This window comes from Microbacterium sp. LMI1-1-1.1, from assembly GCF_040815675.1.
Taxonomy (GTDB): domain Bacteria; phylum Actinomycetota; class Actinomycetes; order Actinomycetales; family Microbacteriaceae; genus Microbacterium.
In genome coordinates, this window is the sequence record NZ_JBFPNN010000008.1 from 407,304 (window position 1) to 424,102 (window position 16,799).

Genomic DNA, 16,799 nt, shown 5'->3' on the forward strand with positions numbered 1-16,799 from the left:
TGTCCGGTAAACGCTCTCGTGCGGTGGACACGCCCTGACACGGCGTTTCCGCCGCGCGAGAGCGTTTACTGTCGGTGGATTAGCGGGGGCGGATGTCCGCCCAGAGGCCGCGCGTCGTGGCCTTCAGCAGCTTCGCGTCGGGGCGGTCGAGCGCGGGGAGGCTGCGGTCGAGGGCGGCGCGGGAGGCGTCCCGGAGGTCGTCCGCGTGCTGTGGCGCCGTCGCCGCGAGCGAGGCGAGGCATTTCTGCAGCCGGATCTGCACCTCCACGTCGCGGGCGCCGTCGCGGGCGAGGGGACGGAACGCGTCCGCGAGCAGGTCGGACAGCTCCGGCGCCTCGACGAACACCCGGTCGTATCGGACGTCGACGGGCGCGGCGGCCTGCAGCGTGCGGGTGAACACGCGCTGCAGGGCGGCGATCACCTCGATGGCGGTGCCGGGGTCGTTCGTCGCCGGCGACAGGGCGCGGCTGCCGATCTCGGTGAGCGCGATGACGCCGAAGCGCGGGTCCTGCTCGAACGTCCGGTGCCTCTCGATGCGGAAGCAGCGACGGATCGTGGATGCCACGGTGTCATCGACCTTCCCCCGCACCGACGCGAGCGGGGTGCGGGCGTCGGCGATGCGGCCCGGGGTGGCGCGCACGTGGATCTCGAGGTCGTGCGCCGTCGCCAGTCGTTGCAGGCCGGCGACGTCGACGTGGGTGACGTAGCCGACCTCCTCGGCGTGCACGGACGCGGCGCCCGCGGGCAGCGGACGTGCGGGGCGGGCGCCCAGGGTGGGCATCCTCGCGTGGTCCTCGAGGGCGACGCCGGCCGCGGTCTCCACGCGGTCGATGACGTCGGCCATGCGTCCGAACGTCGACAGGTGGGAGATCCAGCGCAGCAGGGTGACGACGACGATGGCGATGACGATCAGCGTCCCGACGAACAGGATCGTGCGGCCCTGCTCGGTGTAATAGCCCGTCGACAGGGCGACGATGCCCACCATCGAGTACGTGAAGGCGCCGATGAAGGTCGAGACGGCGTTCTGCGACGTCGGGTCGGCGATGAGCAGCGGCGTCGACCGCGGGGTGGCGGTGGTCGTCGCGGACGAGAACGCGGTCACCATCGCGGTCACCGAGAACGTGCTGACGGTGAGCATGGCGGTCGCGATGATCTCGAGCAGAGAGCCGACGGAGTTCTGCCCGAGCTCGATGCTGACGTCGAACGGGATGAACGGGCCGACGAACCGGGCGGTCAGGGCGAGCGCGACGCCAATGAGGGTGAAGATCGCGGCACGCACCCACACCTGCCGCCCGAGACGGAGGAAGAAGGATGCCACGGACCCGCGCGTCGTCATCGCCATGCCGTCGACGTTAGCCAGGCCCCGCCGTCGACGTCGGGGGCTGGACGCGGTCGGTAGACTCGGGCTTTCGGGAGGGTTGTCCGAGCGGCCGATGGACCTGGTCTTGAAAACCAGTGGGCAGAGATGTCCCGTGGGTTCGAATCCCACACCCTCCGCAACGCGAAAGGCGGGCCCCGCAGGGGTCCGCCTTTCGCGTTATGACCGGCTGAGAGGGTTCGAACCTCGGTTGGGCCCACGCCGCCGGAGGCTCCGCCGAGCGCGAAGCGGTCGGTGGAGGGGCGGTGGGGAGAATCCCACACCCTCCGCGTTATGACCGGCTGAGCGGGATCCGAACGGAGTTGGGCCCACGCCGCCGGAGGCTCGCGCGCCGCGTAGCGGGCGGGTCTGTCCTCGCGGGCGGCGGGCTGCTTAGATCGGGGCATGCACGGCGTCGACGACGAGCTCGCGAGCCTCCGTCGACGCGCCTACGCGCCGGACAGCGACATCTACTCCGACTCCGCCGCGCTCGCCCGCCTCGTCGAGCTGGAGGAGGCGCACGCCGTCGCCGAACGGGCCGAGCCGGTTCCGGACGAAGGGGTCGTGGCATCCGGTCGTCCCGAGCCGTCGGTCGAGGCGCGCGCCGCTGACGATGAGCCCACGGAGGCGATCGCACCCGTCGAGCGAGGAATCCGGATGCCGCGCGTCCGACGCTCGACGGTGATCATGCTGTCCGCCGCCGCGCTCGTCGTCGCTTGCCTGATCACCGCGCTCGTCGTCGTCCCGCGTGTGCAGTCCGATCCCCTGCAGGTGGGGGCGACCCAGGTGGCGCGGCTCGCGCCGGATCCGAGCTTCGTTGCGCCGACGTCGATGTCGCGGGGCGTGACGAGCGGGGTGACGGCGTACGAGGAGTTCGAGGGGTTCCGCGTCATCACGTACGCGTCGTTCGAGACCGGCCGCGCCGCCGGGCCCTGCATGGCCATCTGGCAGCCCGGTCTGCTCGAGGAGCTCCGTGACGGCGGCTACTCGTACAACGGGCACCTGCTGCTGCAGTCGTGCGGGGCGGGCCTGTTCCCGCCGGCCGTCACGATGCTGCTCGGCGAGGAGACGCCGGAGCGCAAGGCGATCGACCTGCCCGCCGGCACGGCCTTCCAGTTCGTCTACGACGCCGACGCGGACGAGGTCGTCGTCTTCGAGGGGTGAGCGCGCGGCGCGGGGAGGGGAGGGGAGGGGATGAGGCCGGGGGAGGTGGCATCCACGTGATCCGGTCCTCCCTTCGCGACATCTCCTCCCTTCGCGACATCTCCTCCGCTTGACGACGCCGACGCGCGCGGGGAGGGGAGGGGAGGGGATGAGGCCGGGGGAGGTGGCATCCACGTGATTTGGTCCTCCCGTCGCGACATCTCCTCCGCTCGGCGACGCCGACCCGCGCGACGCGCCGGTCTTCACGCAATACACAGCCGCTTCTCCCTAACATGGTTCCGACTCGCTGGCCGGGTCGCCCCGCCCGAGAGGACCCGAGTGAGCAAGAAGACGACCACGCGCGCGCGGCGCATCGTCGCGCGTCACGGACAGCTCTCGTCGCCCGGCCCCCTGCGGCAGCTCATGTCGGCGGTCGGCATCGCCCTCGCCGCGATCCTCGTGGCCGGCGCCGGTGTGGCCGCGTACGTCACTTACGACCTGTCGAGCAGCTTCACCGCCGACGCGGTCGACCTGAAGAACCAGCCCGCGGTGCCGCCGGACCTCGGCGAGCTGAAGGGCGGCGTGAACCTGCTGCTGGCGGGCACCGACGAGTGCGAGCCCGAGTTCGCGCAGTACTTCGGCGACCGCTGCAGCGGCCCCGACGCCGAGGGCAACCTCAACGACGTCAACATGCTCGTGCACATCTCGGACGCGCCCCGCCGGGTCACGGTCGTCTCGTTCCCCCGCGACCTCATGGTCCCCATCCCCGCGTGCACGGATGCCGAGGGCGTCGAGCACTCCGCGTCGCGCAAGGCGCAGATCAACAGCGCCTTCGAGGACGGCGGCCTCTCGTGCGTCGTCGAGACGATCTCGGACCTCAGCGGCCAGGACATCCCCTTCGCCGCGAAGGTGAGCTTCGGCGGCGTCATCAACATCACCGACGCGATCGGCGGCGTGGACGTCTGCATCGCCAACGGCATCAAGGACCGCTACACGGGCATCGACTGGCCGGCCGGGATGCGGACGGTCAAGGGTCTCGATGCCCTGCAGTTCCTGCGGACGCGCCACGGCGTCGGCGACGGCGGGGACCTCGGCCGCATCTCGAACCAGCAGCAGTACATGTCGCGCCTGGCGACAAAGCTGAAGAGCGAGGACGTGCTGTCGAACCCCGCGACGCTGTACAAGCTCGCGTCGACCGCTCTGCGCAACGTCGACCCGTCGACGTCGCTGACCAACCCGTTCACGCTAGTGCAGATCGCCGCGGCCGTGAAGGACGTGCCGTTCAGCGACATCGTGTTCGTCCAGTACCCCACGGCCGCCGACCCCGCCGATCCGAACCGTGTGGTGCCCGACGAGGACGCCGCCGAGACCCTCTGGGCCGCGCTCGACGCGAACCAGGCGATCACCCTCTCGGGCGAGCTGAGCGGCGGCGACGGCGTCGTCGCAGAGGACGGCGGGCAGCCCGTCGAGACCCCCGCGCCCGCCCCGGTCGAGACCGCCGCCCCCGCGCCCGCCCCGACGTCCGAGGCGTCCTCGACCCCCACGCCGAGCTCCACGGCGATCGTGCTGCCCTCGGAGATCGCCGGTCAGACGGCGGCCCAGTCGACCTGCTCGAACGGCAACGTGCGGCAGTGAGAGGGTGGCATCCGGATCCCGGTTTCGGATGCCTCCCGCGATCCGGTTAGTATGTACCGGTGTGCTCGCGCCGTGAGGCGTCGATCACCTGGAGACGTCGCATAGTCAGGCCTAGTGCACCACCCTGCTAAGGTGGAGTCCCCTCACGGGGACCGAGGGTTCAAATCCCTCCGTCTCCGCCACGAGAACCCCCGAGAGATCGGGGGTTTCGTCGTATCCGGGCGGCATCCGTGCAACGGCCCCCCGCGCCCGCCACGCGATTGTCCTCCGGTCGACCCCCGCTGTGAAGCCCCTACGTGCCGCCGGTCTAACGCTCCGACCCTGGCCCCTCGTCGCACCAGCGGCGAGGAACCGGAGGAGCAGACATGGGAGTCAAGACAGCGGTCACCGCCGGAGCGGTCGGCGCCGCAGCGGGCCTGGCCGCCACAGCGCTGATACGCAAGAAGTCCGGGTCGGACTCCGTCGGCGACGGCCGCCATCCCGAGGGGTGGAAGGCCGTGACCATCCTCGGCGACGCGGACGACTTCACGTCGGGCGGGTACCCGGCGCCCCTGCAGCGCTTGGCGGACGAGCTCGAGATCCGGATCGCCCCGGCCCCCGGCGACAAGGGCTTCGAGGTCCACGCGCGCCGGCGGACGGATGCCTCGGGCAAGAGCGACGACGACGCCGACGCCGAGCTGCGCACGGCCCTCCGCGACGCCAAGCAGCTGTTCGAGACCGGGGAGATCCTCCTGGCCCGACCGCGGCCGCACGGCCACCGGCCCATGACCCTCCCGGGTCTCGCGGTCGACAAGGCCGAGGACAAGGCGAAGGGCGAGGGTGTGCTGTGAGGGCTCTGTGCTGGACCGGCGTCAACAAGCTCGAGGTCGAGAACGTCGACGACCCCGAGATCCTCAACGCGCAGGACATCATCGTCCGCGTCCGTCTGACGACCACGTGCGGCTCAGACCTGCACCTCCTCGGCGGGTACGTGCCCACGATGCGCGCCGGCGACGTGCTCGGCCACGAGTTCCTCGGCGAGGTCGTCGAGGTCGGCTCGGCCGTCGAGAAGCACCGCGTCGGCGACCGGGTCGTCGTGTGCTCGTTCATCAGCTGCGGCCGCTGCTGGTACTGCCGCAACGAGCTGTACTCCCTCTGCGACAACGGCAACCCCAACGCCGGCATCCCGGAGATGCTCTGGGGGCAGGCGCCGGGCGGCTGCTACGGCTACTCGCACGCGCTCGGCGGATGGGCGGGCAGTCACGCCGAGTACATCCGGGTGCCCTACGCCGACCAGGGCGCGTTCACCGTGCCGGAGGGGGTGAGCGACGAACGGGCGCTGTTCGCCTCGGACGCCGCGCCGACCGGATGGATGGGGGCCGACCTCGGCGGGGTGAAGCCCGGCGACACGGTCGCGGTGTGGGGCGCGGGCGGGGTCGGCCAGATGGCCGCGCGAGCGTCGCTGCTCCTCGGTGCGGAGCGGGTCATCGTCATCGACCGGTTCCCGGAGCGACTGGCGCAGGCCTCGGACGTCATCGGCGCGGAGACCATGAACTACGAGACGAGCGAGGTCCTGGCCGAGCTGCGCGAGGCGACGGGAGGGCGCGGCCCCGACGTGTGCATCGAGGCCGTCGGCATGGAGGCGCACTCCGACCGGCTCGACTTCGGGTACGACCAGCTGAAGCAGCAGCTCCGTCTGCAGACCGACCGGTCAACCGCGGTCCGCGAGGCCATCTACGCCGCGCGCAAGGGCGGCAACGTGTTCGTGCTCGGCGTCTTCGGGGGAGTGGTCGACAAGTTCCCCCTCGGCCCCCTGATGAACAAGGGCCTGACGCTCCGCTCGGCGCAGCAGCACGGGCACCGGTACATCCCGATGCTGCTCGAACGGATGGCGCAGGGTGAGCTCGTCACGGAGCATCTGGCTACCCATGTCATGCCGCTGGAGGAGGCCCCGGCCGGCTACGCGATGTTCAAGGAGAAGACCGACGGCTGCGTCCGCGCGGTCTTCCGTCCGTGAGCTCCGCCGTCGCGCGGAAGGAGGTCGCCCCGCACCCGTCACCTCATCGGCATCCCGATCAGACAACGCGTAACCGGAAGGAAAGAACATGAAAGCTGTCGTCTACGACGGACCCCGTTCGATCAGCGTCAAGGATGTGCCCGACGCCCGGATAGAGCGCCCCACTGACGTCCTCGTCCGCATCACCACGACCAACATCTGCGGGTCCGACCTGCACATGTACGAGGGGCGCACCGACTTCGAGACCGGCCGGTGGTTCGGTCACGAGAACCTGGGCCAGGTGATCGAGGTCGGCGACGGCGTCGACAAGGTCACGGTCGGCGACTGGGTGGTGATCCCCTTCAACGTCGCCTGCGGCCACTGCAAGAACTGCGAACGCGGTCTGACGAACTACTGTCTGACGGCGCAGCCGAACCCGTCCTGGGCGGGCGCCGCCTACGGCTTCGCCGACATGGGCCCCTGGGCCGGGGGCCAGGCCGAGCTGCTCCGGGTCCCGTGGGGGGACTTCAACTGCCTTCGCCTGGGCGAGGACGCCGAGGAGAAGCAGACGGACTACGTCATGCTGGCGGACATCTTCCCCACCGGCTACCACGCGACGGAGATGGCGAACGTGAAGCCGGGAGATCAGACCGTCATCTACGGCACCGGCCCGGTCGGGGCGATGGCGGCGTACTCGGCCATCATCAAGGGCGCGAGCAAGGTGATGGTCGTGGACCGGCATCCCGACCGCCTGCGGCTGATCGAGGAGATCGGGGCGATCCCGATCGACGACTCGGCCGTGGACCCGGTCGAGGCGGTGATGGAGATGACGATGGGCCTCGGCGCTGACAACGGGTGCGAGTGCGTCGGCTACCAGGCGCACGACCCCGCGGGCGACGAGGACCCGAACCTGACCCTGAACCGCCTGGTGAAGTCCGTGCGCTTCACCGGCGAGATCGGCGTGGTGGGCGTGTTCGTCCCGCAGGATCCCGGCGGCCCGGACGAGCTCGCGAAGCAGGGCAAGGTCGCGTTCGACTTCGGCGAGTTCTGGTTCCGCGGGCAGAAGCTCGGCAGCGGCCAGTGCCCGGTGAAGAAGTACAACCGGCCCCTGCGCGACCTCATCGCCGCCGGAAAGGCGACGCCGTCGTGGATCGTCAGCCACGAGCTGGGCCTCGACGGCGCGGTCGACGCGTACGAGCACTTCGACAAGCGCGACGAGGGGTGGACCAAGGTCGTGCTGCACCCGGAGTCCGCCGCGTCCTCGTAGAGAGGGGGAGGACGATCGGCCGGCGCGATGACCGCGTCGGCCGATCGTCGCGTTGATAACGTTATCGCTGACTGATGTTTTGATAATGTTATCGACGTGCGCACCGCCCTCACGAACCCGTTCAGTCCCGGCTCCGACACCGTCCCCGACGTGTGGGCCGGACGCACCGAGCACCTCGGCGACTGGCGCGACGTCGTCCGTCCCCGCCGCCTCGCGGGCCTGCCGGAACGCGGGCGCACCATCCTCGGTGAGCCGGGTCTCGGCAAGTCGGCGCTGGTGCGGCGCATCGCCGCGGAGGCGTCGCGCGCGGGCGACTGGGTGACGCCGCAGCTGCGCATCCCCGCCGGGTCGGACCCGCTCAAGCTGGTCGCGCGCGCGGTCCTCGATCTGGCCGGGCAGGCCGGACTGCCCGCCGCCCGGGAGAGTCGCATCGCGACGGCACTGGCCCGCGTGGAGGCGGTCGCGGTGTCGGGACTCTCGCTGACCCTGCGAGGCGCGGAGGGTGCCGAGCCCTTCTCCGCGCTCACCGACCTGCTGGTGGAGGTGGGGCGCGCCGCGCTCGAGGACGGACGGGTTGTCGCCCTCATCCACGTCGACGAGGTCCAGAACATCACCAACGACAAGGCGCTGTCGCAGCTGCTCATCGCACTGGGGGACGCCCTCACGTACGAGACGGAGGTGGCCGTCCCCGGCGGAGCGCGGGTGCGGCGGTCGCTGCCCCTCGCGGTCTACCTGACGGGGCTGCCGGACTTCGAGGACATGGCGGGCACGCGGAAAGGGGCCACCTTCGCGCGACGCTTCAAGACCTCGACGCTCTCCGCGATCGACGTCGACGCCCTGTCCGAGGCGCTGCAGGAGTTCGTGCTCCGCGGATGGGAGGTGGCGGGCGAGGACGGCCCCGGCCGGGTGTGGATGGAGCCGAAGGCCGCGGCGCTGATCGCCGAGGTGTGCCGCGGCGAGCCGTTCCTGTTCCAGCTGGCGGGGGAGCAGGCCTGGTACGCCGGTTCCTCCTCGACGGTCACCGAGGACGACGTCCGGCGCGGATGGCGCAACGCGGAGCGCGAGGCGACGGCGCACGTCGAGCGCGTGCTCGAGAGGCTGCCGGGGCGCGAACGGCAGCTGCTGGAGGTGATGGCCGGTCTGCCCGCGGGCGACCGCTCGCTCACGCGGATCGCGGAGGGGATGGGCTTCACCCGCGTCTCCGAGGCCGGGCCGACAGCGCAGCGGCTCGACACCGTCCGCGGCATCATCGACCGCGGGCGGCCGTACACGTTCCGGCATCGCGCCGTCGAGGCGTACCTGACCTCCGACTGGCCGAGGCTCTGACGCCGGTCGACGGGGTCGGAGCGTGCCGGGCGGTGTCGCCACGCGCAACCCCGTCGCTCGCGGCATCCCTCCCGCCCCTATCCTCGGAAGAGCCTCGCGGAGCATCCGCGGCGCACCCCGGGGGAGGAACACGCATGTCGGTCGGACTGCTCGCCGTCGTCGATGACATCCTGAGCGCCGCGCTCAAGGCCAGTGCCAAGACCGCGGGCGTCGTGATCGACGACGCCGCCGTCACCCCGCAGTACGTGCAGGGCATCACCCCCGCGCGCGAGCTGCCGGTCGTGTGGAAGATCGCGCTCGGCAGCATCATCAACAAGTACGTCGTCATCATCCCGATCGCGCTGCTGCTCAGCGCCTTCGCGCCCGGAGTCCTGCCGTACCTGCTCATCGTCGGCGGCGGGTTCCTCTGCTTCGAGGGCGCGGAGAAGGTGCTCGAGTGGTTCGGCGTCCACCACGGCGCTCACGACGACGACGGTCCCCGCGACGAGAAGAAGCTCGTCTTCGGCGCAGTGCGCACCGACCTCATCCTCAGCACGGAGATCATGCTGATCGCCCTGGCCAGCCTGGACCCGGACTTCGGGATCGGGATGACACTGGGCGCGCTCCTCGTCATCGGCCTGGCCATGACGGTCGTCGTCTACGGCGCGGTGGCCCTGCTCGTGAAGATCGACGACATCGGCCTACGGCTGATGAAGAGCCACGCGCGCGGCGTCCGACGCTTCGGTGCCCGCGTCGTGGCATCCATGCCCGCCGTGTTCCGCGTCATCAGCGTCGTCGGCACCGTCGCGATGCTGTGGGTCGGCGGCCACCTCGTGCTTCAGAACCTCGCCGAGACGCTCTGGGCGGGGCCGTGGGACCTCGTCCACCACGTCACGCACGCGATCGAGGCGGCCGGGCCCGTCGTCGAGTGGATCGTCGAGACCGCGCTGTCGGCCGTGTTCGGCCTCGCCCTCGGTCTGCTGATCGTGGTCGTGGTGACCGGCGTCACGCGTCTGGTGAAGCGGGACGCCCCGGTCGCGCACTGAGCGCCGGCGCAGGGCGGTCGCGCCCGGTCAGGCGTCGACGCGGAGGGCCGCGCGCCCGGTCAGGCGTCGGCGCAGGGCGGTCGCGTCCGGTCAGGCGTCGGCGCGGAGGGCCTCGCCTGCCGCCACCGCGCGGACGATGCCGTCGACGAGGGCGGGCCAGAACTCGGCGTTGAGGTAATGCCCCAGGTCGGGGTGCACCTGCAGCTCCGCCCGCGGGAGCGCCTCGGCCATGTCGACTGCGGAGCTCCAGTGCAGCACGTCGTCGTCGCGGCCGTGGAAGACGAACGCCGGCACCGTGACGCTGCGCAACGCCTCGAGGCGTTCCGGGGCGCGCAGCAGCGCCGCCCACTGCCGGGAGAAGCCCTCCGGGGCGTAGCCGCGGTCGAACGCCTCGCCCGCCGCCCAGGCGTTCCACTCGACGTCGAGCGGGTAGCGGTGCCCCGCCGTGGAGGCGGCGAACGCGGCCGCCCCGGCGACGACCTCGTCGCGCGAGAAGCGCTGCGGCGCGACCAGGAGCTCCGGGCGCTCGCCGTGCAGGATGTAGCGCGGGTCCCGGCCGGGGATCGTCGACAGCAGGCCCAGGCTGCGCACGCGCGCGGGGTGGTCGATCGCCACCATCTGCGCCATCATCCCGCCCATCGAGTGGCCGACGAGGTGGGCGGACTCGAGACCGAGGGCGTCCAGGACGCGCACCACGTCGTCGCCCATGTCGCCGAGGCCGTACCCGCCGTCGATGTCGTCCTCGCCGCCGAAGCGCGCGGACAGTCCGACGTCGCGATTGTCCATGCGGATGACCCGGATGCCGCGTGCCACCAGCATCGCGACGAGGTCGACGTGCCAGCTGATCAGCTGCGCGCCGCCGCCCGAGAGCAGGACGACCGGCGGCGCCGACGGGTCGCCCGTGGACTCGTAGTGGATGGCGGGGGCGGAGGTGAGTGGCATCCAGGGTCCTTCGAGCTCGGGTGCGAGAGACGTTAGCGGGGTCCGGCGGTGGGCGGAATGGACGCTCACCCCATCGTTCGCGGGAGCGGCATGGGCGGGGACTCCGCGCCGCACAGGCGGGCGGACAGTGCGGCGGCGAGGGCGCGCGCGGCGTCGCGCAGATCGTCCAGGCGGGGGCGGACGTCCTCGCTGGCGCCGACGATGCACGCCGCGGCGGCGACGAGTCCGGACGAATCTCGCACGGGCGCGGAGACCGAGGTGATGGCGAACTCGTCCGGCGACTCCATCACGAGCACGCCGTCCGCCCGTGCCTGGGCGGCGCGGCGGACGAACCGCTCGTACTCGAGGGCGCCGTGGCGGCGGGGGAAGAGCGCGGCAAGCTGCTCCGGGGCGAAGTCGCCGGCGAGGGTCGGGCCGCCGTCGGACCCGACGAGCGGGTGGGGGCGTCCGAGCCACGGGGTCATGAGCAGTCCCTCGCCGAGCGGCTCGATGTGCTCCACGAGCGTGAAGCTGCGCATGCCGCGGAGGGTCGTCACGAAGACGCAGGTGCCGAGCCGGGCCGCCGTGTCGGGGACGACGGTCGCGCTCGCCTCCTCCAGCAGCGGGATCATCGCCGCGCGGTGCCAGCCGTGGACGCCCGCGTCGAGGTGCAGGGCGTCCGTCTCGGCGTCGCGGTGCACCATCCCCGTGCGCAGCAGGCCGTCGACGAGCCGCCGGACGCGGTCCGGACGGATGCCGCTCGCCGTCGCGAGCGCGGGGATCGTCGTCGCTCCCGCGGCCAGGCGCTCCAGGAGCCGCAGCGCGGCCTCGACCGTGCGCGGCGCGGGCGCTCGGGCCGGTGCGGCGGGGGAGGCCGGCGCGGTGGGTGCGAGCGGGGCGGGCGGCGCGGCCGGGGCGGGCGCGGCGGGAGGCGTCGCCGCCGGGAGGGGATCGGCGGGCGGCGCGGCGAGCGTCTTCTCGAACGCCCGGCGGGCCTCGAGGAGCACGCGGCGGATGCGCGTCCGCGCGCGCACCGCCCGGTAGACGGGGAGGCACACGGCGAGGACGGCGACGCACCGTCCGTCCGGGGCGGACAGCGCCACCGCGATCTCGACCGCGCGGCCGGCCTGCGCCTCGACGACCTCCGCCTCGTCGCCCCGGGCGGCGCGCACGACGGCGCGACGGTCGTCCTCCACGAGGTCGCCGACGCCGGCCGGGACGTGCAGGGTCCATCCTGAGCCGACGCTCGCCACGACGCGGGCGCCGGTGCGCTCGGGGGCGGCGAGGAGGACGGTCTCGCTCGTGTCCTGGGCGATCCGATGCAGCTCGAAGTGCGTGACGGCGGCGAGCGGCGCGGCGGCGCGGCCGGATAGGGCGATCGCGCGCGGTCCGAGGCGGAAGGTGCCGTACCCGTCGCCGCGCGCGAGGGCGCCCGCGGCGACCAGGTCGGCGCACAGCCGGGACGCCGTGCTCGGGCCGGATCCGGCCGCGGCGGCGATCGACGCCAGCGTCAGGGGGGCGGTGGGGTCCGGCCGCGCGGCGACGGCGCGCAGCGCGGCGACGGCCTGCTCGACGCGCGCACCCACGTGCCCTCCCACAAGTGCAATCCGACGGGAGGAGGATTGCACTTCTCGCCGACCGTAACACCTCCGACCTGCGCGATTCGAATAATGGCTTCCGTCCGCCGGGAATCCGCCCGGCCCGGGAAGAGGGACCCATGGAAGAGTTCGATGTCGCCGTCGTCGGCCTCGGCGCGCTGGGCAGCGCCGCCGCCTACCACCTCGCGCGTGCCGGCATCCGGACCGTCGCCTTCGAGCAGTTCGAGCTCGGGCACGTCCGCGGCGCCTCGCACGACACGTCCCGCATCGTCCGCACGTCGTACGGCTCGCCGGAGTACGTCCGATTCGCGCAGGCCGCCTACCGCGAGTGGGCGGCTCTCGAGGCCGACACCGGCGAGCGCCTGCTGACCGTGACCGGCGGTGTCGTGTTCATCCCCGACGCCGGCCCCTACGACGCGGACGACTTCGCGCGCAGCCTGACCGAGAACGGCGTGCCGTACGAGCTGCTCGCCCCCGACGAGGTGCGCGCCCGCTGGCCGCAGTTCGACGTTCCCGCCGGCGTGACGACGGTCTACACGCCGGACTCAGGGATCGCCCACGCCGCCCGCACCGTCGCCACGCTGCAGATGCACGCGCGGATGCGGGGCGCGGTGCTGCGGGACCGGACGCGCGTGGACGCCCTGGTCCCCGTCGACGGCGGGGTCGTCGTGGCGACCTCGGCCGGCGACGTGCGCGCTCGCCGTGTCGTCGTGGCCGCGGACGCCTGGACGTCCGCGCTGCTGGAGCCGCTCGGCATCCATATCCCCCTCGAGGTGATGCAGGAGCAGGTCAGCTACTTCGCCCCCGCCGCGCCCGCGGACTACGCCCCCGAGCGCTTCCCGGTCTGGATCTGGGAGGACGAGCAGAACTTCTACGGCTTCCCCACGTACGGCGAGCCGACGATCAAGGCGGCGCGCGACGTCTCCGAGAACCGCATGTCCCCGGACGAGCGCACCTTCGTCCCCTCGCCGGAGCGGGTGGCCGAGCTGTCGGCGTTCCTGTCCGCGCGGATTCCGGGCAGCGGCGCCCTCCTGCGCACCGTCACCTGCCAGTACGCGCTGACCCCCGGGCGCCGCTTCGTCCTCGGCGCCCTCCGCGAGCACCCCGACATCATCGTGGGCCTCGGCGCGGGGCACGCCTTCAAGTTCACCCCGGCCTTCGGGCTCGGTCTGGCCGAGCTCGCGATCGGCGAGGGCACCACGGACGACCTCACGGCGTTCGCGGTGGACGCGACCGCCGCCCCGGCGCTGTGAGCATCGTGACGAGCCGACTGTCCGGCGCCGCGACCACGGGCGGAGCACGCGGATGAGACACGCCCCCGACTACGCGATGGACGACCGGGATGCCGTGCGCGCCCTCGTCCGCGAGAACCCCTGGGCCACGCTGGTCAGTCATGTCCCGGGCCGGGGCCTCGTGGCATCCCACTATCCGGTCCTCGTCGAGGACGACGCCGACGGTCTCTCGCTCGTGAGCCACGTGGGCCGGCCGGATGAGGCGCTGCACGAGCTCGGACGGCACGAGGCGATGATCGTCGTGTCCGGGCCGAGCGGGTACATCTCGCCGAGCTGGTACGACGTGTCGCCGGCCGTGCCGACGTGGAACTTCGTCGTCGCGCACCTCCACGGAACCCCCGAGATCCTCGGCGACGACGAGAACCTCGCGGTGCTCGATCGGCTGGTGACGCACTTCGAGGCGCCGCTGCCGAACCCCTTCCTGATGCACCGCACCCTCGAGAACACCGCGTACGCCGAGCGGATCGTGCACGGCACGGTCGGCTTCCGGCTCCGCGTGACGCGGTTCGAGGCGAAGCAGAAGCTCAGCCAGGACAAGCCGGACGAGGTGGTCGACCGCGTGATCGCGGCGCTGCGCGCGCCCGGACCGTACGAGAACCCGGCGCTGGCCGACCGGATGGATGCCGTCCGTCGCGCCCCGGCCGACCCGACGGCATCCCTCCCTCCGGCCCCGGCCGACCGGGCGGATGCCGGCGACGACAGAGAGGAACGACGATGACGGGATTCGTGGGCGTGGACGCCATGGTCCGATGGGTGGCGACGCACGGGGCCGAGCGGCTGATGACCGACATGGTCGCCTACCTCGAGGTGGACTACCGGCGCTGGCCGGCGTTCGACAAGGTCGAGCGGATGGCCAGCCACACGCCGTTCGGGGTAATCGAGCTCATGCCGATCAGCGACCCCGACACGTACGCGTTCAAGTACGTGAACGGGCACCCGTTCAACCCGGGGCGCGGGTACCAGACGGTGACCGCCTTCGGCGTGCTCGCCGACGTGCACAACGGCTATCCCGTGTTCCTGTCCGAGATGACGCTGCTGACCGCGCTGCGCACCGCCGCCACCTCCGCGATGGTCGCCCGGGCGCTCGCGCGGCCCGACTCCCGCGTGATGGCGATGATCGGCGCGGGCAGTCAAGCGGAGTTCCAGGCCCTCGCGTTCCGCGGCGTCCTCGGGATCGACCGGCTGCGCGTCTACGACGTGGACCCGGCCGCGACGGCGAAGCTCGTCCGCAACCTCGTCCCCCTGGGCTTCGACGTCGTCGTGTGCGACTCCGCCGCCGAGGCCGCCCGCGGGGCCGACGTGGTGACCACGTGCACCGCGGACAAGATGGCCGCGACGGTGCTGGCGGACGCGCACGTGGCATCCGGGATGCACATCAACGCCATCGGCGGCGACTGCCCGGGCAAGACCGAGCTGGACCCCGCGATCCTGTCGCGCGGGCCGGTGTTCGTCGAGTACACGCCGCAGACCCGCATCGAGGGGGAGATCCAGCGGGTCGCGCCGGACTTCCCGGTGACGGAGTTCTGGGAGGTGCTCACGGGCCGTCTGCCCGGCCGTACGTCGTCCGACCAGGTGACGGTGTTCGACTCGGTCGGCTTCGCGCTCGAGGACTTCTCGGCGCTGCGATTCCTCCGCGACAGCGTCGCGGGCACCGATCTCGCCCAGGAGATCGACCTCGTGGCCGCCCCCGACGACCCGAAGGACCTCTTCGGCATGGTCGGCGCCCCGGTGCCCGTCGCATGAGCGCCCTCACGCTGCGCGGGGGACGGCCGTACGGCGGCGGCGAGCCCCTCGACGTCCTCGTCCGCGACGGGATCATCGCCGCGATCGCGCCGGCCGGCACGCAGCCGTCGGAGGGCGAGGTCGTCGACCTCGACGGGCGCTTCGTCGGCCCGGGACTGTGGGACGCGCACGTGCACTTCACGCAGTGGGTCATCGCGAGCCGCCGCGTCGACGTCAGCGGGACGAACAGCCCGGAGGAGGCGGTGGATGCCGTGCGCCGGGCGATCGCCGCGGGGGCGCCGCGGACGGACGGCGTCGTCGTCGGGTACGGCTACCGCGACGGGCTGTGGTCCACGCCGACCTCGCTCCGCGCGCTCGACGAGGCGTTCCCGGACGACCCCGTCGTCCTCGTCAGCGGCGACCTGCACGCGGGGTGGATGAACACGCGCGGCGCCGAGCGGTTCGGCCTGCGGCCCGATGCGAGCGGCGTGGTGTCGGAGTCCGACTGGATCGGCTCCCTGCAGCGCTTCCAGAAGGCGGCATCCATTCCCCTGGAGGCATACACGGACGTGGCGGACGCCGCGGCCCGGCGGGGGATCGTCGGCATCGTCGACTACGAGAACGTGCCGAACTTCCGCGAGTGGCCCGAGCGGGTCGCCGCGGGCGTGCGCGCGCTGCGGGTCGACGCGTCGGTGTGGCCCGACCGGCTCGAGGAGGCCATCACCGCGGGCCTGCGGACGGGCGCTCCGCTGGACCCGGACGGGCTCGTGACGATGGGGCGGCTCAAGGTCGTCGTGGACGGCTCGCTCAACACGCGCACGGCGTGGTGCTGGGACCCGTACCCGAGCGCCGACGGGCACGCCGAGCACGGCTGCGGCGTGCAGAGCGTCCCCGTCGACGAGCTGCGCCGACTGCTGACGCGCGCGAAGGAGGGCGGCATCCTTCCGGCCGTCCACGCGATCGGAGACCGCGCCAACACCGAGGTCATCGAGGTGTTCGAGGAGCTCGGGATGCCGGGGATCATCGAGCACGCGCAGCTCGTGCGCGACGAGGACTTCCGCCGCTTCGCGCCCGCCGGGCTCATCGCCAGCGTGCAGCCCGAGCACGCGATGGACGACCGCGACATCGCCGACCTGCACTGGGCCGGGCGCACCGCGCGCGCGTTCGCCTTCGGCTCCCTGCACCGCTCGGGCGCCGCGCTGCGGCTGGGCTCGGACGCGCCCGTCGCCCCGCTGGACCCGTGGCACGCCATCGCGGCGGCGACCGCGCGCAGTCGCGGGGACCGGGAGGCGTGGCATCCCGAGCAGCGGCTCCCGCTCGACGTCGCGCTGGCGGCGAGCAGTCGGGGGCGGCTGGCCGTGGGGGAGGCGGCGGACGTCGTCGTCCTGGACCGCGACCCGTACGCCTGCGACCGGGACGCCCTGCGCGGCATGCCGGTCGCGGCCACGCTGCTCGGCGGGCGGTTCACGCACCGCGCGCTGTGAGCCCCGCGGCCCCTTGGGCGGCAGTGAACGCTCTCGCGCGGGGGAAACGCCGTG

Annotated in this window: 14 protein-coding genes and 2 tRNA genes; 13 read left to right on the forward strand and 3 right to left on the reverse strand. The window is 72.5% G+C overall.

The features are described 5' to 3' along the window. Positions 1–79 precede the first annotated feature (79 nt). A complete protein-coding gene (locus tag MRBLMI1_RS11480; RefSeq protein ID WP_367732897.1) occupies positions 80–1,342 on the reverse strand; it encodes a DUF2254 domain-containing protein in 1,263 nt (420 codons plus the stop codon). A gap of 70 nt (positions 1,343–1,412) precedes the next feature. On the opposite strand from MRBLMI1_RS11480, the gene MRBLMI1_RS11485 reads away from it, so the two are divergent. The 9 genes from MRBLMI1_RS11485 to MRBLMI1_RS11525 all read left to right on the forward strand — a co-directional run bounded on the left by MRBLMI1_RS11485 (position 1,413) and on the right by MRBLMI1_RS11525 (position 9,728). After that, positions 1,413–1,497: transfer RNA gene (locus MRBLMI1_RS11485), tRNA-Ser, on the forward strand. Positions 1,498–1,762: 265 nt separating this feature from the next. After that, on the forward strand, positions 1,763–2,521 hold the full coding sequence (locus MRBLMI1_RS11490) for a hypothetical protein (protein ID WP_367732901.1): 759 nt from the start codon (positions 1,763–1,765) through the stop codon (positions 2,519–2,521). Between the two features lie 318 nt (positions 2,522–2,839). Continuing rightward, positions 2,840–4,135: an LCP family protein gene (locus tag MRBLMI1_RS11495; protein ID WP_367732903.1), complete on the forward strand. Its 1,296-nt coding sequence runs from the start codon at positions 2,840–2,842 to the stop codon at positions 4,133–4,135. Positions 4,136–4,225: 90 nt separating this feature from the next. Continuing rightward, a tRNA-Ser gene (locus MRBLMI1_RS11500) sits at positions 4,226–4,317 on the forward strand. Between the two features lie 183 nt (positions 4,318–4,500). Beyond that, positions 4,501–4,965: a hypothetical protein gene (locus tag MRBLMI1_RS11505; RefSeq protein ID WP_367732905.1), complete on the forward strand. Its 465-nt coding sequence runs from the start codon at positions 4,501–4,503 to the stop codon at positions 4,963–4,965. After that, positions 4,962–6,131 carry a zinc-dependent alcohol dehydrogenase gene (locus tag MRBLMI1_RS11510; protein ID WP_367732907.1) on the forward strand — a complete coding sequence of 390 codons (1,170 nt, stop codon included), beginning with the start codon at positions 4,962–4,964 and terminating at the stop codon, positions 6,129–6,131. Before MRBLMI1_RS11505 ends, MRBLMI1_RS11510 begins: the two co-directional genes overlap by 4 nt. Positions 6,132–6,219: 88 nt before the next feature. Then, positions 6,220–7,377 carry a glutathione-independent formaldehyde dehydrogenase gene (locus MRBLMI1_RS11515; protein WP_367732909.1) on the forward strand — a complete coding sequence of 386 codons (1,158 nt, stop codon included), beginning with the start codon at positions 6,220–6,222 and terminating at the stop codon, positions 7,375–7,377. A 96-nt stretch (positions 7,378–7,473) separates the two neighbouring features. Next, entirely contained in the window at positions 7,474–8,703 is a 1,230-nt protein-coding gene (locus tag MRBLMI1_RS11520) for an ATP-binding protein (protein WP_367732911.1), read from the forward strand. Between the two features lie 134 nt (positions 8,704–8,837). Next, entirely contained in the window at positions 8,838–9,728 is an 891-nt protein-coding gene (locus tag MRBLMI1_RS11525) for a DUF808 domain-containing protein (RefSeq protein ID WP_367732913.1), read from the forward strand. Positions 9,729–9,818: 90 nt separating this feature from the next. On the opposite strand, the gene MRBLMI1_RS11530 is transcribed toward MRBLMI1_RS11525, so the two are convergent. After that, positions 9,819–10,670, reverse strand: a complete 852-nt coding sequence (locus MRBLMI1_RS11530) for an alpha/beta fold hydrolase (RefSeq protein WP_367732915.1) — start codon at positions 10,668–10,670, stop codon at positions 9,819–9,821. 65 nt (positions 10,671–10,735) lie between these two features. Beyond that, on the reverse strand, positions 10,736–12,235 hold the full coding sequence (locus MRBLMI1_RS11535) for a helix-turn-helix domain-containing protein (RefSeq protein ID WP_367732917.1): 1,500 nt from the start codon (positions 12,233–12,235) through the stop codon (positions 10,736–10,738). A gap of 131 nt (positions 12,236–12,366) precedes the next feature. Here MRBLMI1_RS11535 and solA point away from each other — a divergent pair, with 131 nt between their 5' ends. The 4 genes from solA to MRBLMI1_RS11555 are packed head-to-tail and all read left to right on the forward strand — an operon-like array spanning position 12,367 to position 16,745. Next, the gene (solA, locus tag MRBLMI1_RS11540) at positions 12,367–13,500 is read left to right on the forward strand and encodes an N-methyl-L-tryptophan oxidase (protein WP_367732919.1); all 1,134 of its coding nucleotides are present in this window, start codon (positions 12,367–12,369) and stop codon (positions 13,498–13,500) included. 52 nt (positions 13,501–13,552) lie between these two features. Then, a complete protein-coding gene (locus tag MRBLMI1_RS11545) occupies positions 13,553–14,257 on the forward strand; it encodes an FMN-binding negative transcriptional regulator (protein WP_367732921.1) in 705 nt (234 codons plus the stop codon). Next, positions 14,254–15,282, forward strand: coding sequence for an ornithine cyclodeaminase (locus MRBLMI1_RS11550; protein WP_367732923.1), 1,029 nt, complete (start codon positions 14,254–14,256; stop codon positions 15,280–15,282). The genes MRBLMI1_RS11545 and MRBLMI1_RS11550 overlap by 4 nt, the downstream gene beginning before the upstream one ends. Next, positions 15,279–16,745, forward strand: a complete 1,467-nt coding sequence (locus MRBLMI1_RS11555) for an amidohydrolase (RefSeq protein ID WP_367732925.1) — start codon at positions 15,279–15,281, stop codon at positions 16,743–16,745. Before MRBLMI1_RS11550 ends, MRBLMI1_RS11555 begins: the two co-directional genes overlap by 4 nt. The last annotated feature ends 54 nt before the right edge of the window (positions 16,746–16,799 follow it).